At 69.8% G+C, this 19,904-nt stretch carries 14 protein-coding genes and 2 pseudogenes; 8 read left to right on the top strand and 8 right to left on the bottom strand.

Annotation, left to right across the window (positions count from 1 at the left end; all coding sequences use genetic code 11):
• The 7 genes and pseudogenes from ACIBEF_RS07090 to ACIBEF_RS07120 all read left to right on the top strand — a co-directional run.
• Positions 1–264 (top strand): annotated as a pseudogene (locus ACIBEF_RS07090) (IS5/IS1182 family transposase); the annotation flags it as partial.
• A gap of 345 nt (positions 265–609) precedes the next feature.
• On the top strand, positions 610–1,989 hold the full coding sequence (locus tag ACIBEF_RS07095; protein ID WP_387351455.1) for an ABC transporter substrate-binding protein: 1,380 nt from the start codon (positions 610–612) through the stop codon (positions 1,987–1,989).
• 87 nt (positions 1,990–2,076) lie between these two features.
• Positions 2,077–3,033, top strand: a complete 957-nt coding sequence (locus tag ACIBEF_RS07100) for a sugar ABC transporter permease (protein ID WP_355004734.1) — start codon at positions 2,077–2,079, stop codon at positions 3,031–3,033.
• A gap of 11 nt (positions 3,034–3,044) precedes the next feature.
• Positions 3,045–3,932, top strand: a complete 888-nt coding sequence (locus tag ACIBEF_RS07105; protein WP_396791942.1) for a carbohydrate ABC transporter permease — start codon at positions 3,045–3,047, stop codon at positions 3,930–3,932.
• Positions 3,933–4,072: 140 nt separating this feature from the next.
• Positions 4,073–5,692 (top strand): glycoside hydrolase family 13 protein, encoded by a 1,620-nt coding sequence (locus ACIBEF_RS07110; protein WP_396791944.1) that lies wholly within the window; start codon positions 4,073–4,075, stop codon positions 5,690–5,692.
• 143 nt (positions 5,693–5,835) lie between these two features.
• A complete protein-coding gene (locus tag ACIBEF_RS07115) occupies positions 5,836–8,718 on the top strand; it encodes a discoidin domain-containing protein (protein ID WP_396791946.1) in 2,883 nt (960 codons plus the stop codon).
• A gap of 187 nt (positions 8,719–8,905) precedes the next feature.
• On the top strand, positions 8,906–12,592 hold the full coding sequence (locus ACIBEF_RS07120) for a discoidin domain-containing protein (RefSeq protein WP_396791948.1): 3,687 nt from the start codon (positions 8,906–8,908) through the stop codon (positions 12,590–12,592).
• Between the two features lies 1 nt (position 12,593).
• Here the strand turns inward: ACIBEF_RS07120 and ACIBEF_RS07125 are convergent, their stop codons facing one another.
• Positions 12,594–13,394 (bottom strand): crotonase/enoyl-CoA hydratase family protein, encoded by an 801-nt coding sequence (locus ACIBEF_RS07125; protein ID WP_396791950.1) that lies wholly within the window; start codon positions 13,392–13,394, stop codon positions 12,594–12,596.
• Between the two features lie 185 nt (positions 13,395–13,579).
• On the opposite strand from ACIBEF_RS07125, the gene ACIBEF_RS07130 reads away from it, so the two are divergent.
• Positions 13,580–14,434, top strand: a complete 855-nt coding sequence (locus ACIBEF_RS07130; RefSeq protein WP_396791952.1) for a Rieske 2Fe-2S domain-containing protein — start codon at positions 13,580–13,582, stop codon at positions 14,432–14,434.
• 1,082 nt (positions 14,435–15,516) lie between these two features.
• Here the strand turns inward: ACIBEF_RS07130 and ACIBEF_RS07135 are convergent.
• From ACIBEF_RS07135 to ACIBEF_RS07165, 7 genes and pseudogenes are all read right to left on the bottom strand, one after another.
• A pseudogene (locus ACIBEF_RS07135) lies at positions 15,517–16,530 on the bottom strand (LysM peptidoglycan-binding domain-containing protein); the annotation flags it as partial.
• Between the two features lie 14 nt (positions 16,531–16,544).
• On the bottom strand, positions 16,545–16,994 hold the full coding sequence (locus ACIBEF_RS07140) for a pilus assembly protein TadG-related protein (RefSeq protein ID WP_396791954.1): 450 nt from the start codon (positions 16,992–16,994) through the stop codon (positions 16,545–16,547).
• Positions 16,991–17,458, bottom strand: coding sequence for a TadE/TadG family type IV pilus assembly protein (locus tag ACIBEF_RS07145; protein WP_396791956.1), 468 nt, complete (start codon positions 17,456–17,458; stop codon positions 16,991–16,993). Before ACIBEF_RS07145 ends, ACIBEF_RS07140 begins: the two co-directional genes overlap by 4 nt.
• Positions 17,455–17,898 (bottom strand): TadE family protein, encoded by a 444-nt coding sequence (locus ACIBEF_RS07150; RefSeq protein ID WP_357203835.1) that lies wholly within the window; start codon positions 17,896–17,898, stop codon positions 17,455–17,457. The genes ACIBEF_RS07145 and ACIBEF_RS07150 overlap by 4 nt, the downstream gene beginning before the upstream one ends.
• 5 nt (positions 17,899–17,903) lie before the next feature.
• Entirely contained in the window at positions 17,904–18,107 is a 204-nt protein-coding gene (locus ACIBEF_RS07155; RefSeq protein WP_396791958.1) for a hypothetical protein, read from the bottom strand.
• A gap of 23 nt (positions 18,108–18,130) precedes the next feature.
• Positions 18,131–19,003 carry a type II secretion system F family protein gene (locus ACIBEF_RS07160; RefSeq protein WP_396791960.1) on the bottom strand — a complete coding sequence of 291 codons (873 nt, stop codon included), beginning with the start codon at positions 19,001–19,003 and terminating at the stop codon, positions 18,131–18,133.
• Positions 19,000–19,902, bottom strand: coding sequence for a type II secretion system F family protein (locus ACIBEF_RS07165; protein WP_396791962.1), 903 nt, complete (start codon positions 19,900–19,902; stop codon positions 19,000–19,002). Before ACIBEF_RS07165 ends, ACIBEF_RS07160 begins: the two co-directional genes overlap by 4 nt.
• Positions 19,903–19,904: the final 2 nt, after the last annotated feature.

Raw genomic sequence — 19,904 nt, forward strand, 5'->3', positions numbered from 1 at the left:
CGGGCCTACCTGCGCCGACGCGGAATCAAGGCCTGCATCCCGAGCAAGAGCGACCAAGATGCCCACCGCCGCGCGAAAGGCTCCTGCGGTGGCCGGCCACCCGCCTTCAACCCTGAGACCTACCGCCGACGCCACGCCGTGGAGTGCGGCATCAACCAGCTCAAGCAACACCGCGCCATGGCCACCCGCTACGACAAACTGGCCGTCCGCTACGAAGCCACCCTGACCATCGCCGCCATCAACCAGTACCTCCGAGCTTTATGAAACACGGGCTAGGCACCACACCGAACGACGCTTCGGCCGTCGACCGCCTCCCGCGGTCGGCGGCCGTTTTCGTCGTTGCTCGCTGCCGTCGGCATCGACCGAGTCGAATGACCGGTCATAGGCCATCAATAGCCAACAAGTCGGGCGTCTTTCAGCGTTTTGCCAACATCTGTCGTAACCACGTCGTGTCCTTTCGGAACAACGTCGATACCTTGCCGAAATGAGTCGGCCTCGTTACAGTGACTCCACTCACACCTAGCTCCGACGCAGCTACTGGGCGTCAGGTCGTATCACTGCAGATCAGCGAAGGTCATTGGAGTCACCCGTTCCCGAAGGGATGGACAGATGTCCGTACCGCACTACCGAAAGGCTGCGGCGGTTGCGCTCGTGGCCGGCCTGGGGCTCAGCCTCACGGCATGCTCCACGAAGAGCGACGACAAGGGCTCGAACGCCAGCGGCAAGGTCACCATCACTGTCGACTGTCAGCCGGTCGGCGCTCAGAAGGAACTGCTGAAGAACTGGAACGACGACGTCGCCGAGTTCCAGAAGCAGAACCCGGACATCACCATCAAGAGCGTCAGCGTCGGCGAGCAGTGCAACAACCCGCCGGACTTCACCGCCCGCCTGGCCGGCGGCACCGTCACCGACGTGTTCTACGGGTACATGACCGATCTCCAGCAGGTGCTCGACTCCGGTCAGGCGATGGACATCAGCCAGTACGCCAACAAGGACACCGTCCCGACCTGGGACAGCGTCGACCCCGCGCTCAAGGAGGTCTTCACCGACGGCGGCAAGCTCTACGCCGTGCCGGTGAAGAACTACTCGATGGGTCTGGTCTACAACAAGGCCCTGTTCCAGCAGGCCGGGCTGGACGTGAACAGCCCGCCCAAGACCTGGGCCGAGGTCCGTGCCGCCGCCAAGAAGATCTCCGCGCTCGGCAACGGCATCGCCGGATACTCCGAGTACAGCGCCGGCAACACCGGCGGCTGGCACTTCACCTCCCTGCTCTACTCGCAGGGCGGCAAGGTGCTCAGCGAGGACGGCAAGAAGGCCGACTTCAACAACCCCATGGGCAAGCAGGTCCTGCAGAACCTCAAGGACATGCGGTACGGCGACAACAGCATGGGTGCCCGTCAGCTGCTTCAGTGGGGTGACCTGCTGACGAACGCCGGCGCGGGCAAGGTCGGCATGTTCATCGGCGCGCCGGACGCCACCCAGGCGATCGTCAGCCAGTTCCAGGGCAAGTTCCAGGACTGGGCGATGGCTCCGCTGCCCGGCCAGGACGGCGCGGCGAAGGGGACGCTCGGTGGTGGCGAGGGCTACTTCTTCAAGAAGGACCTCACTCCCGAGCAGGTCAAGGCCGGTCTGAAGTGGGTCGCGTACCAGAAGCTCACCCCGGGCAAGGGCCAGTTCGACTACGTCCGGGCCAAGCCGCAGAACTACCCGGTGGGTCTGCCCCAGCCGCTGCTCTTCGCCAACGGCAGTGACGCGCAGAAGCAGGAGCTGGAGCTGCGTAAGGCGAACGCGAACGTCGACACGACGAACTTCGCGCTCTTCGAGGCGACCCCGGTTCCGATCAAGGGTGAGCCGCGCAACGCCCAGGCCGTCTACGCGGTGCTCGATGCCGCGATGTCGGGTGTGCTGACCAACCCGAACTCGAACATCGACGCACTGCTCAAGACCGCCGAGGAGAAGGTCAACCAGCTCCTCGCCGCCGAGAGCTGACCGATCGTGTGGGGGCCGGTACGCCGACCCGGCCCCCACACTCCCCACCCCGCGCCGTCGACGTCACCGACTCACCCAGGAGTTGCCTTGGCGATCACCACCGTCCCGGAGACCCGCAGGAAACCGGGCCGCCCGCCGTCGCCGTACTCGGCGAGGCCGCAGCGCACCAGCCTCGGCCGCAAAGTACGGGACAACCTGACCGGTCACGCGTTCCTGATCGGCGCGGTGCTCTGCTTCGTCGTCTTCTCCTGGTACCCGATGATCCGCGGCATCGTCATGAGCTTCCAGCGGACCCGGCGCGGCGAGACCACCTGGGTGGGCTGGGACAACTACTCCCGCATCATCGCCGACCCGAGCTTCTGGACGGCCTGGCAGAACACCTTCTACTTCACGGTGCTCGCGCTCGCCCTCGGCTACGTGGTGCCGTTCTTCGTGGCGATCCTGCTCAACGAGTTCCGCCACGCCAAGGGGTACCTGCGGATCCTGGTCTACCTGCCGGTGATGCTGCCGCCGGCCTCGGCGCTGTTCCTCTTCAAGTTCTACGCGTACGACCCCAGCGAGGCCGGGCTCTTCAACGCGATCCTCAAGGCGCTGCACCTGCCCACCTCGCAGTGGATGCAGTCGCCCGAGATGACGATGCCGGCCATGGTCGTCGCGTCTACCTGGATGAACATGGGTGGCGCGGTGCTCATCTACCTGGCGTCGTTGCAGAACATCCCCGGTGAGCTCTACGAGGCCGCCGAGCTGGACGGCGCCGGGATCTGGCGGCGCATCGTGCACGTCACGATCCCGCAGACCCGGCTCATCCTCGCGCTCCTGGCGATGCTCCAGATCGTCGCCACGATGCAGCTCTTCATCGAGCCCCTGATCCTCGCCAACGGTGCGGGCGCGGAGGACTCCGCGACCTCGGTGGCGTACCTCATCTACCAGCACGGGTTCTTCCAGAACGACCTCAACGGCGCCGCCGCGCTGGGCGTGATCATGCTCGTGGTGCTGGCCGGCTTCTCCGCCGTGTACGTGCGGCTGACTGCGAAACAGGACTAGGACGGCGAGGAATGGCACAGGATTCCGGAACCCGGACCCTCATCTCCCACTCCCAGTTGAGCCGGGGGCGCGGCAAGGTCATCTACTGGACGCTGCTGGTCATCGTCGTGGCGGGGTTCACGCTCGTGTTCCTCGGCCCGCTCTACTGGATGGTCACCGGCGCGCTCAAGTCCGGCCAGGAGATCGCGCAGGCCCCACCCTCGCTGTTCCCGAAGGACCCGCAGCCGCAGAACTACATCGACGCCTGGAACAACCTGGCCCTCGCCAAGCTGCTGTTCAACACCTTCTACTACGCGATCGGCGCGGTGCTGTTCCAACTGGTCTTCGACAGCGCGGCGGCGTACTCGTTGTCCAAGCTCCGGCCGATCTTCGGCAACGCGATCCTCGGCCTGATGCTGGCGACGCTGATGATCCCGGCGATGGTCCTCATCGTGCCGCAGTACGTGACGGTGCTCGACCTGCCGATCCTGCACATCAACCTGCTGGACTCGCCGTTCGCCATCTGGCTGCCGATGGTCGCCAACGCGTTCAACATCTTCCTGCTGAAGCGGTTCTTCGACTCGATCCCCGAGGAGCTGATGGCCGCCGCCCTGATGGACGGGGCGTCGTCGCTGCGTACGCTCTGGTCGATCATCCTGCCGCTGTCGCGTCCCATCCTCGGCGTCGTCTCGATCTTCGCCGTGACGGCGGTGTGGAAGGACTTCCTCTGGCCGAAGCTGGTCATGCCCTCGCCCGAGACCCGGACGGTGAGCGTCGGCATCTACACCTTCGCCGGCGGCACACCGATGAACGTGGTGATCGCCGCGTCGGTCATCGCCGCGATCCCGACGGTCATCATCTTCCTGATCTTCCAACGGAACATCATGTCCGGTCTGACCACGGGCAGCATCAAGGGATAACCACCACCGCATCCTTCCGCGCGGCGAACAACGACCGTTCGCCCGACACATGACCAGGTCCGGCGGACCCGCCGACGTACTGACGCAGAAAGCAGGTGCTCGTGTCCACAGCTGACAGAAGTCCGTGGTGGCGTGGAGCCGTGATCTACCAGGTGTATCCCCGGAGCTTCGCCGACGGTAACGGCGACGGCATCGGAGACATCGCCGGCATCCGGTCCCGGCTGAACCACCTGTCCGCGCTCGGCGTCGACGCGATCTGGTTCAGCCCCTGGTACCCGTCCCCGATGGCGGACGCCGGCTACGACGTCTCCGACTACCGCGACATCGACCCGGTCTTCGGCACCCTGGCCGAGGTGGAGGCGCTGATCGCGGAGGCGCACGCGCTGGGCATCCGGACCATCGTCGACGTGGTGCCCAACCACTGCTCCGACGCGCACCCCTGGTTCCAGGCCGCGCTCGCCGGCGGACCCGGCGCGCCCGAACGGGACCTGTTCTGGTTCCGGCCCGGGCGGGGCCCCAACGGCGACGAGCGACCCACCGACTGGATCGGCGAGTTCGGCGGCGAGACCTGGACCCGCACCACCAACCCCGACGGCACCCCCGGCGACTGGTACCTGCACCTGTTCGCCCCCCAGCAGCCGGACTTCAACTGGGACCACCCCCGGGTGCGGGAGGAGTTCGAGGACATCCTGCGGTTCTGGTTCGACCGGGGCGTGGACGGCATCCGGATCGACTCGGCCGGGCTCCTGGTCAAGGACGGGACGCTGCCCGAGGTCCGCGAGGACGAGCCGCACCCGTTCCACGACCTCGACGGCGTGCACGACATCTACCGGGGCTGGCGTCGGGTCGCCGACGAGTACGCCGACCGGGCGCTGATCGGTGAGGTGTGGCTGCCGGACCGGCAGCGGTTCGCCAACTACCTGCGCCCGGACGAGCTGCACGCCGCGTTCAACTTCGACTTCCTCGGCTGCGCCTGGGACGCCGCGGCGCTGCGGGAGAGCATCGACGGGACGCTGAGCGCGCACGCGCCGGTCAACGCACCGGCCACCTGGGTGCTCTCGAACCACGACGTCACCCGGCACGTCACCCGCTACGGTCGCGCGGACACGCGGTTCAGCTTCGCCGCCAAGCGCGAGGGCACCCCCACCGACCTGGAGCTGGGCACCCGCCGGGCCCGCGCCGCCGCGCTGCTCTCGCTGTCGCTGCCCGGTGCCGCCTACGTCTACCAGGGCGAGGAACTGGGCCTCTACGAGGTCGAGGACATCCCGTACGCGATGCGCCAGGACCCCATGTGGGAGCGGTCCGGCCGGATCGACCCCGGTCGGGACGGCTGCCGCGTACCGCTGCCGTGGGCCGGGGACGAGCCGCCGTTCGAGTTCAGCCCCGAGGGTGCCGCGGCCCCGTGGCTGCCGCAGCCGGCCGACTGGAAGGAGCGGACGGCCAGCGCGCAGACCGGCGACTCGGCGTCGATGCTGGAGCTGTACCGGGCGGCGATCCAGGCCCGGAAGGCCGACCCGGCGCTCGGTGACGGCGAGCTGACCTGGCTGCCCGCACCGGACGGGGTGTTGGCGTTCAGCCGTGGCGGGGGCTTCACCTGCCTGGTCAACCTGTCCGCCGCGCCGGTGCCGATGCCAGCTCAGGGGGAGTTGCTGCTGGCCAGCGGGCCGCTCGACGACGGGTTGCTGCCGTCCGACACAGCGGTCTGGCTGCGTACCGCCGAACACACCGACGGGCCGCACGGGGCGGACGGCCCGGCCTGACCTGACTCTGCTCGCCGTGGTGCCGGCGGCCCGTCCCGGCCGCCGGCACCACGCCACCCAGGAAGGGAGAACGAGGGGGGACGCGCGACACCGCACCGACACGGGGGGATCTGGCCTGCCTGACGAAAGGGAGAGCGCAGCTCATGGCCATCCACACCACCGGCACCCCGCACCACCTTCGACACCCGACCAGGGCACTGTTGGCCGCCATCGCCGCCACCGTGCTCGCCGCCACCTCGGTGACCATCCTCGCGGTCACCGGCACCGCGACCCCGGCCTCGGCGGCGGGGTTGTCCCCCTTCGACATCCCCAACCGGGGCGCCACCGTGCCGTTCATCGAGCACGAGGCGGAGAAGGTCGCCCACAACGGCACGAAGATCGGCCCGGACCGGCGCTACGGCACGCTGCCGTCCGAGGCGTCCGGCCGGGAGGCGGTCACCCTGGACGCCGTCGGTGAGTACGTCGAGTTCACCCTCACCGCCCCGGCCAACGCTGTCACCTTCCGCTACAGCCTGCCGGACAACTCGGCCGGCACCGGCCGGGATGCCGCCATCGACCTGCGGGCCAACGGCAACCTGCTGAAGTCGGTCCCGGTGACGTCGAAGTACGGCTGGTACTACGGCGGATACCCGTTCAACAACAACCCGGGTGACACCAACCCGCACCACTTCTACGACGAGACCCGGGCGCTGTTCGGCAGCACCCAGCCGGCCGGAACGAAGATCCGGCTCCAGGTCTCCTCGACGGCGCAGTCGCCCACGTTCACCATCGACCTGGCCGACTTCGAGCTTGTCGCACCGATCGCCAAGCCCTCCGGTGTCATCGACGTGGTCACCGACTTCGGGGCAGATCCGAGCGGCGCGACCGACTCGACGGCGAAGTTCCAGGCGGCTGTCGACGCCGGCAAGGCGCAGGGCCGCGCGGTCTGGATCCCGACCGGCACCTTCACCCTCTGGGATCACGTGGTGGTCGACGGGGTGACTCTGCGCGGCGCGGGCCCCTGGTACTCGGTGCTCGGCGGCCGGCACCCCACCGAGCGGAACCGGTCCGTCGGCATCTACGGCAAGTACGTCCCCGGTGGCGGCTACACCGGCCCGGTCCGCTCGCACGAGGCGAACGGGCCCAGCCGCAACGTCACGCTGCGGGACTTCGCCATCATCGGCGACATCCGGGAACGGGTCGACGACGACCAGGTCAACGCCCTGGGCGGCGCGATGACCAACTCGGTGGTGGACAACCTCTGGCTGGAGAACACGAAGGTCGGGGCGTGGATGGACGGCCCGATGGACAACTTCACCATCCGCAACAGCCGGATCCTGGACCAGACCGCGGACGGGGTGAACTTCCACACCGGGGTGACGAACTCGACGGTGACGAACACGTTCGTCCGCAACACCGGTGACGACGCGTTGGCGATGTGGGCGCAGAGCGTCCCGAACGTCAACAACTCGTTCACCCACAACACCATCGGTGTGACCCTGCTGGCGAACCACCTGGTCAGCTACGGCGGCCGCGACATCAAGATCACCGACAACGTGACCGCCGACTCGCTGACCAACGGCGGTGGCATCCACGTCGCGAACCGCTACCCCGGTGTGCAGGGCGACACCGCGGTCCGAGGCACCTGGACGATCGCCCGGAACACGTTGATCCGCAACGGCAACTCGGACTACAACTGGAACTTCGGCGTCGGGGCGATCTGGTTCTCCGCCCTCAACGAGTCGTTCCAGCAGGCCACCATCAACATCACCGACACCGACATCCTGGACAGCTCGTACGCGGCGCTGCACTGGATCGAGGGTCAGACCAGCGGCATCAACCTCTCCAACGTGCGGATCGACGGCGCCGGCACGTACGCGCTGCAGGTGCAGGCACCCAGCCAGGTGTCCTTCACCAACGTGCGGGCCACCAACATCGCGCAGAGCAACCCCATGCACAACTGCGTGGGCGGTGGCTTCCAGATCACCCAGGGCTCCGGCAACTCCGGCTGGTACACCCCGACCCCGTACTGCGGCCCGTGGCCGGACCCCCAGTGGGGTGGCGGACCCACCTCGCCGCCGCCCACCACGACCCCGCCCCCGACCACGACGCCGCCGACCACCCCACCGCCCACCACGCCACCCCCGACCAGCGGGAACCTGGCGTTGGGCCGGTCGACGACCGCCACCAGCACCAACCAGAGCTACACGGCCGCCAACGTGGTGGACGGCAACGCGTCGACGTACTGGGAGAGCGCCAACAACGCCTTCCCCCAGTCGGTGACCATCGACCTGGGTGCGTCCCGGTCGGTCGACCGGGTGGCGCTCAAGCTGCCCAGCGGCTGGGAGCAACGCACCCAGACCCTGTCGGTGCTCGGCTCCACCGACGGCTCGTCGTACACCACACTGGCGTCCTCCGCAGGCCGGGTCTTCGCCCCCGGCTCGGGCAACACGGTGTCGATCGGGCTGCCCTCCGGTGACCGCCGCTACATCCGGGTCACCGTCACCGGCAACAGCGGCTGGCCGGCCGCGCAACTCTCCGAGGTCGAGGTGTACGGCGGCACTCAGACCACCCCGCCGCCGACGACACCGCCCCCGACCACGCCGCCCCCGACCACGCCGCCGCCCAGCGGCAACCTCGCGGCCGGACGGTCGATCACCGAGACCAGCCACTCCGACGTGTACGCCGCCCCCAACGCGGTGGACGGCAACGCGAACACCTACTGGGAGAGCGCCAACAACGCGTTCCCGCAGTCGCTGACGGTGGACCTGGGCGCCGACCGGTCGGTGTCCCGGGTCGTGCTGAAGCTCCCACCCTCGTCGGCCTGGCAGACGCGTACGCAGACGCTGGCGGTGCTCGGCTCCACGAACGGCTCGACGTTCAGCACGCTCAAGGCGTCCGCCGGCTACAGCTTCAACCCGGCCAGCGGCAACACGGTCACCGTGACCTTCACGGCGACCACCCAGCGGTACCTGCGGCTGACCGTCACCGGCAACAGCGGCTGGCCAGCCGGCCGGCTCAGCGAGTTCGAGATCTACTCCAGCTAGGTCGGATGCCCCCGCCCGAACCGGGCGGGGGCACCCGGTCCGGGCGTCCCGGCGCAACGCCGCGCCGGCCGTCCAACCCGTCCCACCCAGCACCGTCCCCCACCTGTCGCGGAACGACGGGCGTACCCCTGCACCCGTCACCGGGCAACGCACCCACACCCACCCCCGAAAGAGGTGTAGCGACCCCATGTCCAGTAACGGCACCAGACGAGGCACGCCGCCAACCGGCGCGCACAATCCCGTCTCCCGCACGGGCCACCGACGTCTGCTCGCCGGCGTACTCGCCGGCGTGCTCCTCGCCACCGCCCCGGTCGTCACCCCCATGGCGAGCGCGGCACCGGCGGCCGACCCGTCCGCAGCGGCCGCCCGCGTGGCCATGCTCGCCGGGCTCTCCGCCACCATGACCGCCAGCAGCTACAACCAGAACTACGTGGCGGGCAACGCCAACGACGGCAACGCCTCGACCTACTGGGAGAGCGCCAACAACGCGTTCCCGCAGTGGATCCAGGCCGACCTGGGCGCCACTGTCAGCGTGGACCGGGTGGTGCTCAAGCTGCCACCCGCGTCGGACTGGCAGACCCGTACGCAGACGCTGTCGGTCCTGGGCTCGACGAACGGCTCTTCCTTCACCACCCTGAAGGCGTCCGCCGGCTACACCTTCAACCCGAGCAGCGGCAACACCGCGACCGTCAGCTTCACCGCCGCCAGCACCCGCTACGTACGCGTGCAGGTCACCGGCAACACCGGTTGGCCGGCAGCCCAGCTGTCCGAGGTCGAGGTGTACGGCGCGACCGGCAGCACCGACACCCAGGCGCCCAGCGTGCCGGGCAACCTGGCGTACACCCAGCCGGCCAGCGGGCAGATCCGGCTCGCCTGGTCGGCGTCGACCGACAACGTCGGGGTGACCGGCTACGACGTCTACGCCAACGGTGCGTTGCGTGGCAGCGTCAGCGGTTCGACGCTCACGTACACCGACAGCCAGGCGGACAGCGCCACGGTGTCGTACTACGTGCGGGCCAAGGACGCCGCCGGCAACCAGTCGGCGAACAGCAACACCGTGACCCGGACCGGCACCGGCAACCCGCCGACCGGCTCCAACCTGGCGATCGGCAAGCCGATCAGCGCCTCCGGGTTCGTGCACACGTTCGTTGCCACGAACGCCAACGACAACAACGTGGCCACCTACTGGGAGGGCAACGGCAACCCGAGCACGCTGACCGTGCAGCTCGGCGCGAACGCCACCCTCAGCCAGGTCGTCGTGAAGCTCAACCCGGACTCGGCGTGGGGCGCGCGTACCCAGAACATCACGGTGCTCGGCCGGGACCAGGGCTCGTCGAGCTTCACCACCCTGGTCGGCGCGGCGAACTACAGCTTCAACCCGGGCAGCGGCAACACGGTGACCATCCCGGTCTCCGGCGCGGCGGCCGACGTACGGCTCTCGATCGCCTCGAACACCGGTGCCCCGGCCGGTCAGGTGGCCGAGTTCCAGGTCTTCGGCACCCCGGCCCCGAACCCGGACCTGACCGTGACCGGCATGTCGTTCAGCCCGTCCGCACCGGTGGAGACCAGCACCATCACGCTCTCCGCGACGGTACGTAACGCGGGCTCGGCGGCCTCCGGCGCGACCAACGTCAACTTCTACCTGGGCTCCACCCGGGTGGGCACGGCCTCGGTCGGCGGTCTCGCGGCCGGTGCCTCCACCACTGTCAGCGCCAGCATCGGCACCCGGGACTCGGGCAGCTACCCGCTCAGCGCCAAGGTCGACGAGTCGAACACGGTCGTCGAGCAGGACGACACCAACAACAGCTACACCAACCCCAGCCCGCTGGTCGTCGCCGCGGTCGCCAGCTCCGACCTGGTCGCCTCGGCGGTCGCCTGGTCGCCGGGCAACCCGTCGGCGGGCAACACGGTCACCTTCTCCGTGTCCGTCCGCAACGCCGGCAACCAGGCTTCCGCCTCCGGTGCGCACGGCATCACCCTGACCGTGCTCAACGAGTCCGGCACCGTGGTCCGTACCCTGACCGGCTCCTACTCCGGCGTGATCAACGCCGGTGCCACGGTCGGCCCGATCAGCCTGGGCACCTGGACCGCCGCGAACGGCAAGTACACCGTCCGGGTGGTGCTCGCCGTGGACGGCAACGAGCTGCCGGTGAAGCAGGCCAACAACACCAGTGACCGGCCGCTCTTCGTCGGTCGCGGTGCCAACATGCCGTACGACATGTACGAGGCCGAGGACGGCGTCGTCGGCGGCGGCGCGGCGGTCGTCGGACCGAACCGGGAGATCGGCGACCTGGCCGGCGAGGCGTCCGGTCGGCGGGCGGTAACCCTCAACTCGACCGGCAGCTACGTCGAGTTCACCACCCGGGCCAGCACCAACACGCTGGTCACCCGCTTCTCCATCCCGGATGCGCCGGGCGGCGGTGGGATCAACTCGACCCTGAACGTCTACGTCAACGGCACTTTCCACAAGGCCATCGACCTGACGTCCCGGTACGCCTGGCTCTACGGCAGCGAGGCCAGCCCGGGCAACTCACCGAGCGCGGGCGGACCGCGGCACATCTACGACGAAGCCAACGTCATGCTCAACTCCACCGTCCCGGCCGGCAGCAAGATCCGTCTTCAGAAGGACCCGGCCAACACCACCACGTACGCCATCGACTTCATCAACACGGAGCAGGTGGCGCCGATCGCCAACCCGGACTCCTCCCGCTACACCACGCCGGCCGGCTTCACCCATCAGGACGTGCAGAACGCCCTGGACCGGGTGCGGATGGACACCACCGGCAACCTGGTCGGGGTGTACCTGCCGGCTGGTAACTACTCCACCTCGTCCAAGTTCCAGGTGTACGGCAAGGCCGTCCAGGTGACCGGCGCCGGCCCCTGGTACACCCGGTTCAACGCTCCGTCGGGCCAGGACAACACCGACATCGGCTTCCGGGCCGAGAACTCGGCGGCGAACTCCTCCTTCAAGAACTTCGCCTACTTCGGCAACTACACCTCCCGGATCGACGGTCCGGGCAAGGTGTTCGACTTCGCCAACGTGTCGAACATCGTGATCGACAACATTTGGAACGAGCACATGGTGTGCCTCTACTGGGGCGCGAACACCGACTACATGACGATCAAGAACTCCCGGATCCGGAACATGTTCGCCGACGGCATCAACATGACTAACGGGAGCACCAACAACCTGGTCAGCAACAACGACGCCCGGGCCACCGGCGACGACAGCTTCGCGCTGTTCTCGGCCATCGACGCGGGCGGCGCCGACATGAAGGACAACATCTACGAGAACCTGACCTCGACCCTGACCTGGCGGGCCGCCGGTGTCGCCGTGTACGGCGGCTACGGCAACACGTTCCGCAACATCTACATCGCGGACACCCTGGTCTACTCGGGCATCACCATCAGCTCGCTCGACTTCGGCTACCCGATGAACGGCTTCGGTGCCAACCCGCCGACCCGGTTCGAGAACATCTCGATCGTTCGGGCCGGTGGGCACTTCTGGGGTGGGCAGACCTTCCCGGCGATCTGGGTCTTCTCCGCCTCGAAGGTGTTCCAGGGCATCAGGGTCAGCGATGTCGACATCATCGATCCGACCTACAGCGGCATCATGTTCCAGACCAACTATGTCGGTGGGCAGCCGCAGAACCCGATCACCGACACGGTCTTCACGAACGTCTCGATCAGCGGTGCCCGGAAGAGCGGGGACGCCTACGACGCGAAGTCCGGCTTCGCCATCTGGGCGAACCCCATGCCGGAGGCGGGGCAGGGGCCGGCCGTCGGGTCGGTCACCTTCAACAACCTCCGGTTGAGCAACAACGCGGTGGACATCCAGAACCCCACCTCGACGTTCACCATCGTCCGTAACTGATTCACCCGGTAGCCGACGCCGTCGGGGGGACCCACCCTCCCGGCGGCGTCGCGCCGTGTCGGCCCTCGCCCGCGGCGAACCGGGCCGCGCCGGCCGCCGCGTCAGTGGCCAGCGAGTCCATCCCGTACGCCAACTCGGTCGCCAACGCTTCCGGCTCGGGTCGTCCCGCACCGGCCAATAGCGCGGCGCGGTCGTTGCGCAGGCAGGTCTGCGGATGCCGGGCGATCGCCGCCGCCAACTCCTCGGCCGCGGCCCGCGCCTGGCCGGGTGGCACCAACCGATTGACCAACCCCATCGTGTACGCCTCGTCGGCCGGCACCGGCCGGCCGGTGAGGATCAGGTCCATGGCCCGGCTCTCGCCGATCAACCGGGGCAGCCGGACGGTGCCACCGTCGATCAGCGGCACTCCCCAGCGGCGACAGAAGACCCCGAGTGTCGCGTCGGACTCGGCGACCCGTAGGTCACACCAGAGCGCCAGTTCCAGCCCGCCCGCCACCGCGTACCCGGAGATCGCCGCGATCACCGGCTTGCTGAGCGTCATCCGGGTCGGGCCCATCGGGCCGTCCCCCTCGGGCTCGACCCGGTTGCCGCTCGGTGTGCCGATCGCCTTCAGGTCGGCGCCGGCGCAGAACGTCCCACCGGCGCCCCAGAGCACCGCCACCAACGCATCCGGATCAGCCTCGAAGGCCCGAAACGCGTCCGCCAGCGCCCGAGCCGTAGGACCCTCCACGGCGTTCCGAGCGTCCGCCCGGTCCAGCACCACTGTGGTGACCGCCCCGACCCGCTCCACCCGTACACCCATCCCGCCAGCATGCCGGCCCGGCCCCACCCCCACAATCCCCGTCGATCTTGCACTTTGGGATGTCGATTCGCCCCTTGTGAACCAGATTCTGTGAGCACAAACTGCAAGATCGACGGCGTGGGTGATGTGGCAGGTTTGTCGCCGCTGGCCGGTTTGCGACGGCGAACGCCGGGAAGTCGGTACTCGTGCGAGCACTTTTGACGAAGGTTGAGCAGGACTCCCGGCTGGACCGTGCGGGTGACCGGTTGCAGAAGGTCGTCCTGGGGACGCTACGTCCACGTCGGCTGCGCGACCTGCTGCACGGCGTAACCCTCGGGCATCCGCTGCACCCGGCGATGGTGCAGGTGCCGGTCGGCGCGTGGATCAGCGCCGCGGTGCTGGACCTCATGCCCGGGCAGCGCCGGCCCGCCACGGTGCTGGTCGGTCTGGGCACCGTCAGCGCCCTGCCGGCCGCCGTCGCCGGTCTGAACGACTGGGCGGCACTCGCCCGGGACCAGCGCCGGGTCGGCCTGGTGCACGCCGCCGCCAACACCGTCGGCATGACGCTCTACGCCGGCTCGCTGGCCGCCCGGCTGTCCGGCCGCCACGGATTGGGCCGCGCCCTCGGCTTCCTCGGGCTCTCCACGGTGAGCCTCGGCGCGTACATCGGGGGTCACCTGGCGTACAAGCAGGGGGCCCAGGTCAACCAGAGCGTCTCCGAGCTGCACCGGATGACCGATGGCTGGCACTCACTGGCCGACATGGCGACGCTGCCGCAACGCACCCTGATCACCCGAGAGGTGGACGACGACATCTCGGTGATCCTCTACCGGCACGGTGACGAGGTGACCGTGATGTTGGAGCGCTGCCCGCACCAGAGCGGGCCGCTCGGCGAGGGTGAGGTGCAGGAGATCGACGGCCACGCCTGCGTGGTCTGCCCGTGGCACGGCAGCGCCTTCCGGCTCAACGGCGGTGAGGTCGTACAGGGGCCCTCCGGCAACGACCAGCAGACCCTGCCCACCCGGATCCAGAACGGCGTGCTCCAGACCCGCCTGCCCTGACCCAGTTGCGCTGGCCCGCCCGCGCTGTGGCCTGGCGCTGGCCCGCCCGCGTCGCGGCCTGGTCCGGGCGCCTCCGGCGTCGGGATGCCTCACCTCACGCAGATGCTCCGCGCCCCAGTGCGGTAACTCCTTCGACGCTGATGTCTGTGAGTCATCATGATGACTCACAGACATCACGCTCTCCGGGACGTCGCCCCGGCCGCCCCCCGCCAGGGCGGCGTGACCAGACCGCCTCGGGCGCGATCGGCGCGACGTGGAGAAATCAGTCCAGCGTAGGGCGGCCAGCTGGTTTCTAGGCGCGGTGTAGGGTCCGGGCGGACGCCGCCGACCGGGGTGGCCAGCCGCGTCGCAGGCGTGGCGTGCGGGTCGCGTCGCAGGCGTAGCGTGCGGATCGCGTCGCAGGCGTAGCGTGCGGATCGCGTCGCAGGCGTAGCGTGCGGATCGCGTCGCAGGCGTGGCGTGCCGGCCGCTCAGGTCCGACGGTGTCGGCCGACCGGCGGACCGTCCGGTACCGAGTCCAGGCCGTGCCCGCCGTCGAATAGCCCGCCCTCGCCGCCAGCGCCGGCCCAGCCCTGGTCGCCACCCCAGCCCGCAGGGCCGGTGGCCGTCATTCCGCCGCCGTGGGGTGCCGTGCCGCCGGAAAGTGCCATCCCGCTGCCCGGGAACGCCGTGCTGCCGGGGTAAGCCATTCCGCTGCCGGCGGGTGCCACTTCGCTGCCGCCGGGCATCGTCCCACTGCCGGCAGGTGCGACCCCGATGCTGCCGGGCGTCACCCCACTGCCGGGCGTCACCCCACTGCCGGGCGTCACCCCACTGCCCAGAGGTGCGACCCCACTGCCGACAGGCGTCGTCCCGCCGCCGCGAGGTGCGAAGTCGCCTCCGCCCGGTGCCGCGCCGCCGTGCGGTGTCGCCGGGCCTTCGATGGCCGCGGCCGCCCGGCTGGCAGCCCAGGCGGCACCGCTACCGGCCGCCCCACCACCGCCACGCCGGCCTGCGCCACTGCCTTGGCCCGCGCCACTGCCACCCTGGCCCGAGCCACTGCTGCGGCCCGTGCCTGCACTGCTGCGGCCCGTGCCTGCACCGTTTCGGCCCGCGCTGCGGCGTGATGTGCGGGAGGACGCGGCCAGTCGGGGAGACGCCCCGGCGGTGGCTGGACGACGGCGCAGCCCCAGGACTGCGCCGATCTGAGCGCCGACGATGCTCGCAACGGCCAGTACGGCAGAGACCGCCAGCGGGCGGTTCACCCGATCGGCGGGACCGACCCGGGCTGCACCGACCGTCATCGCTGGTGGTTGGCCCGCTGACTCCGTACCGCTGGGTGGTGCCGGGGCCACCCGCGGCGGTGCGGCCCGCTCGGGTGCCGGCCGGGGCGCGGGCGGCTTCGGTGCCGCGGCCCTGTCGACGAGCCGACCGGTGGCGTGCTGCCGGGACCCCTGGTCGGCGGCCTCCGTGGGCAGTCGGAGCAGTTGGCCGGGGCGGATCCGGTCCGGGTCGTCGAGCTTGTTCAGCTTGGCGAGCTGTCGGTAGTCGTCGAACTCGTCCAGGTACCGTTCGGCCACCTCCCCGAGGTAGTCGCCCCGGGCCACCCGGTACACCGGCGCTGCCGTGTCTGGTGTCGTCGCGGCTCGGCTCGGCGCGGCCAGGGTGGTGACGGACGTTGCGCTCGGACTCGCGTACACCGGAGTGCTGTAGACCGCTGCGGCGCTGGCGGCGGCCGGGCTGGCGACCAGGATCAGCGCGACCGAGCCGACCAGCGCGGCGGCGGCCTTCTGCTGGCGGCCCATCCCGGGCAGCTTCGGCGCCGGCCGGCGCAGGGTCTGTGCGCCCAGTTCGACGACGACGGAGAAGGCGAACGTGGCCCAGCCGAACCACCCGGCCAGGGCCAGCGCCCGCAGGAAGAGCTGACCGTCGTCCCGGCTGGTCAGCGCGGTGCCCACCTCGCTGATCGTGGGGAGGTGATCGGGCAGCGGGTTACCGGCGAAGGCCAGCAGCGCGATCGGAGCGCCGACCAGCAGCACCAGGAGCACGGCCAGCGCGCCGATGCCGGTGAGGATCCGTCCGGTCCGCCGTACGACGGACCCACCCGATACGGGCATGGCTGCCTTCCTTCCTACGGTGTTGCGGTGATGGCACGCGCGGTCGCCTCGCCGGTGACGGTGACCGTCTTCTGCTGGATGAACGGCCCGATCATGGAGCGCTGGTAGGTGATGGAGACGGTCACCTGGATCAGGGTCTCGCCGTCGACGTCGGGGAAGTTCACGGTGTGGCCTGCGGTTTTCACGGCGTTCAGGTAGCTGGCCACCGCCTTGCGCGCCTCCGGCTCGTCGATCCGCTTCGGCCCGCCCTCGATGGCGGTGGCCCGGTCGATGGCCTGACCGCCGGCTCGGGCCGCCTCGGCGGCCAGGTTCTGGGCGTGTTGCAGGGTGCGGAGCTGCCCGGCGGCGTCGAAGGAGAGGCCGATGATGGCCAGTACGCCGATCATCGTCAAAGCGAGGAAGATGCTCACCCGGCCGTTCTCACCTGTCCGAGAGGGCCGGGCCGCCGACGTGGTCGCCGTCATTGCCGACTCCGGTAACGGTCAAGTGGGGACGTGAACTCCGCGGTGATCAGCCGATCACTCTTCATTCCGGGCAGGATGCCGAGTGTGATGTCCTTGAAGGACACCAAGCAGCTGATCTTCACCGTCACGGTGGCGTTCGACCCGACCGAGCTGCTGAAGGCATCGTCGAAGCTGGAGTCGTTGCCGGGCGACTTGCCGGTGAACGTCGGGTCCAGGTCGTTGGCGCAGGCCAGGCCATGCCAGTCCAGCTGGTCCTGGGCGGCTTCCAGCGCATTCTCCCGGGCGGTGTCGGCATTCCGGGAGATCGAGGCGGCCCGGGCGGCGTCGTGCGCGGCGGTCTGGAGCGTCTCCGCTGCCACGGCGCTGCGCCCGACCACGCCGGCCAGCACCATCAGCGCGATGAACGCGGGCGCGAGGACCGCCACCTCGATGGAGACCGAGCCCCGCTCGGCGGTACGGGTCATGGCGGGGTCACCCTCTCCACCGTCCCGTGGGCGGTCTGCTGAATTGCGAAGTCGACGCCTGGCACCACGGACAGGGACCGGCCGCTGACCGTGCAGGTCACGTCGGTCGTGGTGGTCTCGCAGGTCGGCCCGGCCTTCTCCCAGCCCACCAGCCAGCCGCCGGCGCCCTTCAGGAAGCGGGAGGCGCTCTCCACCCCGGCACCGTTGCCCGCCTGGTACGTCCGCTGCGCGTTGACGCCACTCTGCGCGGCGTTCAACGCGGTGGAGCGGGCGAGGAAGACGGCCGCGACCTGGATCGAGGCGAAGAGCAGCACCAGGATCAGCGGCATCATCACGGCGAGTTCCACCGGGTTCGCGCCCCGCTCGCGGTCGCCGGCCGCGAGGCGGCGCCGGGCGGCGGTGACCGCTCGGCTCCACCTCGGGTACGCGGCTCGACGCACGTCGGCTACTTCGGGTCCGTGTGGTTCGGGATGCCGGTCATCCAGTTGTTGGCCTTGGCCAGGGCCAGGGTGGTGACGGCCATGGCGACGACGACCAGACCGGCGATGATCACCGCCGTGGGCACCGGGCTGTCGCCCCGCTCGCTGTCGCGGCGCAGCTCGGCCAGGCGCGTCGTCACCACGACGTGCAGATAGCTGAGGATGGACATTGCGTACTCCTTCGGGGATGGGGTCACACACGGGCGATGAACGGAAAGAGGACGAACCCGAGCAGCACGAAGACGAGCAGCGCGCCCGGGATGTCGAGCTTGCTGGTCACCCCCTCGGCGCGGGCGAGGTTGTCGGTGCGGATCTGGTCGCGCAGCGAGTCGGCCCGGCTGCGCAGCGTCTCGTGCACCTGCGCGCCCTCGCTGCCGGAGGAGCGCATGATCGCGCCGACGTCGCCCAACTCGGGAATGCCGATCCGGTCGGCGAGGTCGCGCAGTTCGTCCCAGGGCGCGTGCATCTGCATCTGGGCGATCCGCAGCGACTCCTGGAGCCGGTCGAACACCCAGCCGTCGCAGACCGCAGCCGCCCGCTCCAGCGACTGCACCGGCCCGTGCGCCGCGGAGAGCTGCAACGCCACCAGGTCGAGGTAGGTGCAGACCGCCTGGCGGAATTCGTCGCGGGCGGCGGCAGCCTTGGTCAGTACGGCGCGGTGCGCCAGCAGGGCGGCCAGCAACGCCAGGCCGAGGCTGCCCAGCACCGGCACCACCAGCGGGAACGGGATGCCGAGCGCCCACAGCGCCACCCCGAGCACTGTCGGTGTGGCCAACCCGATCAGCGCGGAGAGCAACACCGACAACGCGTACTGCTCGGGCGTCTGACCGATCAGGGCGAGCTGCATCTGCGGCGGCCGCAACCAGCGGGATATCCCGGTCAGCCAGTCGAGTCGCCGGGCCGCGGGCGTGGACACCCGTCCGGTGCCCGGCGGCTGATGCAGTCGGCGCAGCGCAGGCCCGAGCGCCGGTGTCGCCGGCACCAGTTCCCGGACCACCATGAACACACCCAGACCGATCCCGGCGCCACCGCAGACCGCGAGGGCGAACTGCCAGTTCACGATCATGCGATCACCTCGCTCGGGTTGGGTGCCGGCAGGAACCGGGCCGGCCGTTGCGGCTGGCTCATCGACCGCACCCAGGCCAGCAGGCCGATGAAGGCGGCGCCGAGGGCGGCCATCACCAGCTGACCCACCGGTGTGCCGTACGGCCTGATGTACTCGGTGTTGATCAGCCCGTACGCCAGGGTCGCCAGCGTCATCCCGGTGAGGAAGCGGACCGCGAACCGGGGCTGGGTGCGCTTGGCCTCGATCTCCCGCCGGGTGGCCACCTCCGCGGACGCCGCGCCGGCGATCGAGCCGAGCACGTCACCCAGCCGCTCCCCCCGGTCCGACAGGTGCAGGATCAGCGCCGCGACCACCTGGTCGCAGACCGGGTCGGCGATCTCGTCGGCGAACGCCAGCAGCGCGGAGCGGGCCATCCAGCCGGCCTGGAGGCGGGCCGCGAGCAGCCGTACCTCGTCCTCGACACCGGGTGGCACGCTGCCGATCGTGCCGATGATCGCCTGCTGGAGGCCCTGCCCGGTGCCGGAGACGTCCTTGAGCCGGCGGGTCCACTCGCCGACCGCCTCGATCCGGGCGATGGCCCGCTGTTCGGCCTTTCCCACCCCGAACAGCCACGGGGTGCCGGGCACCGCCACCGCCACCAGCAGGCCCACCACCGGCAACCCGGTCAGCAGGAACGCCAACGCGCCGGCGACCAGCGCGGCGACCAGCAGCGCCTGATAGGCCCGCTGCTCGGTCGGCGTGCTGCCCGGCCCGCGCCACAGTCGGCTCAGCCCCGGCCCGCTGCCCGGCCCTGGCCCGGGGGGTCGACGGGTGCCGACCAGGGCGACCACGGCCAGCAGCAGCCCGGCCACACAGGCGGCGCCGGAGACCACCGCGATCAACTCCAGGCTGTCGAACATCA

Origin of the sequence: Micromonospora sp. NPDC050795, from assembly GCF_044456785.1 — a bacterium.
Classification (GTDB): Bacteria; Actinomycetota; Actinomycetes; order Mycobacteriales; family Micromonosporaceae; genus Micromonospora.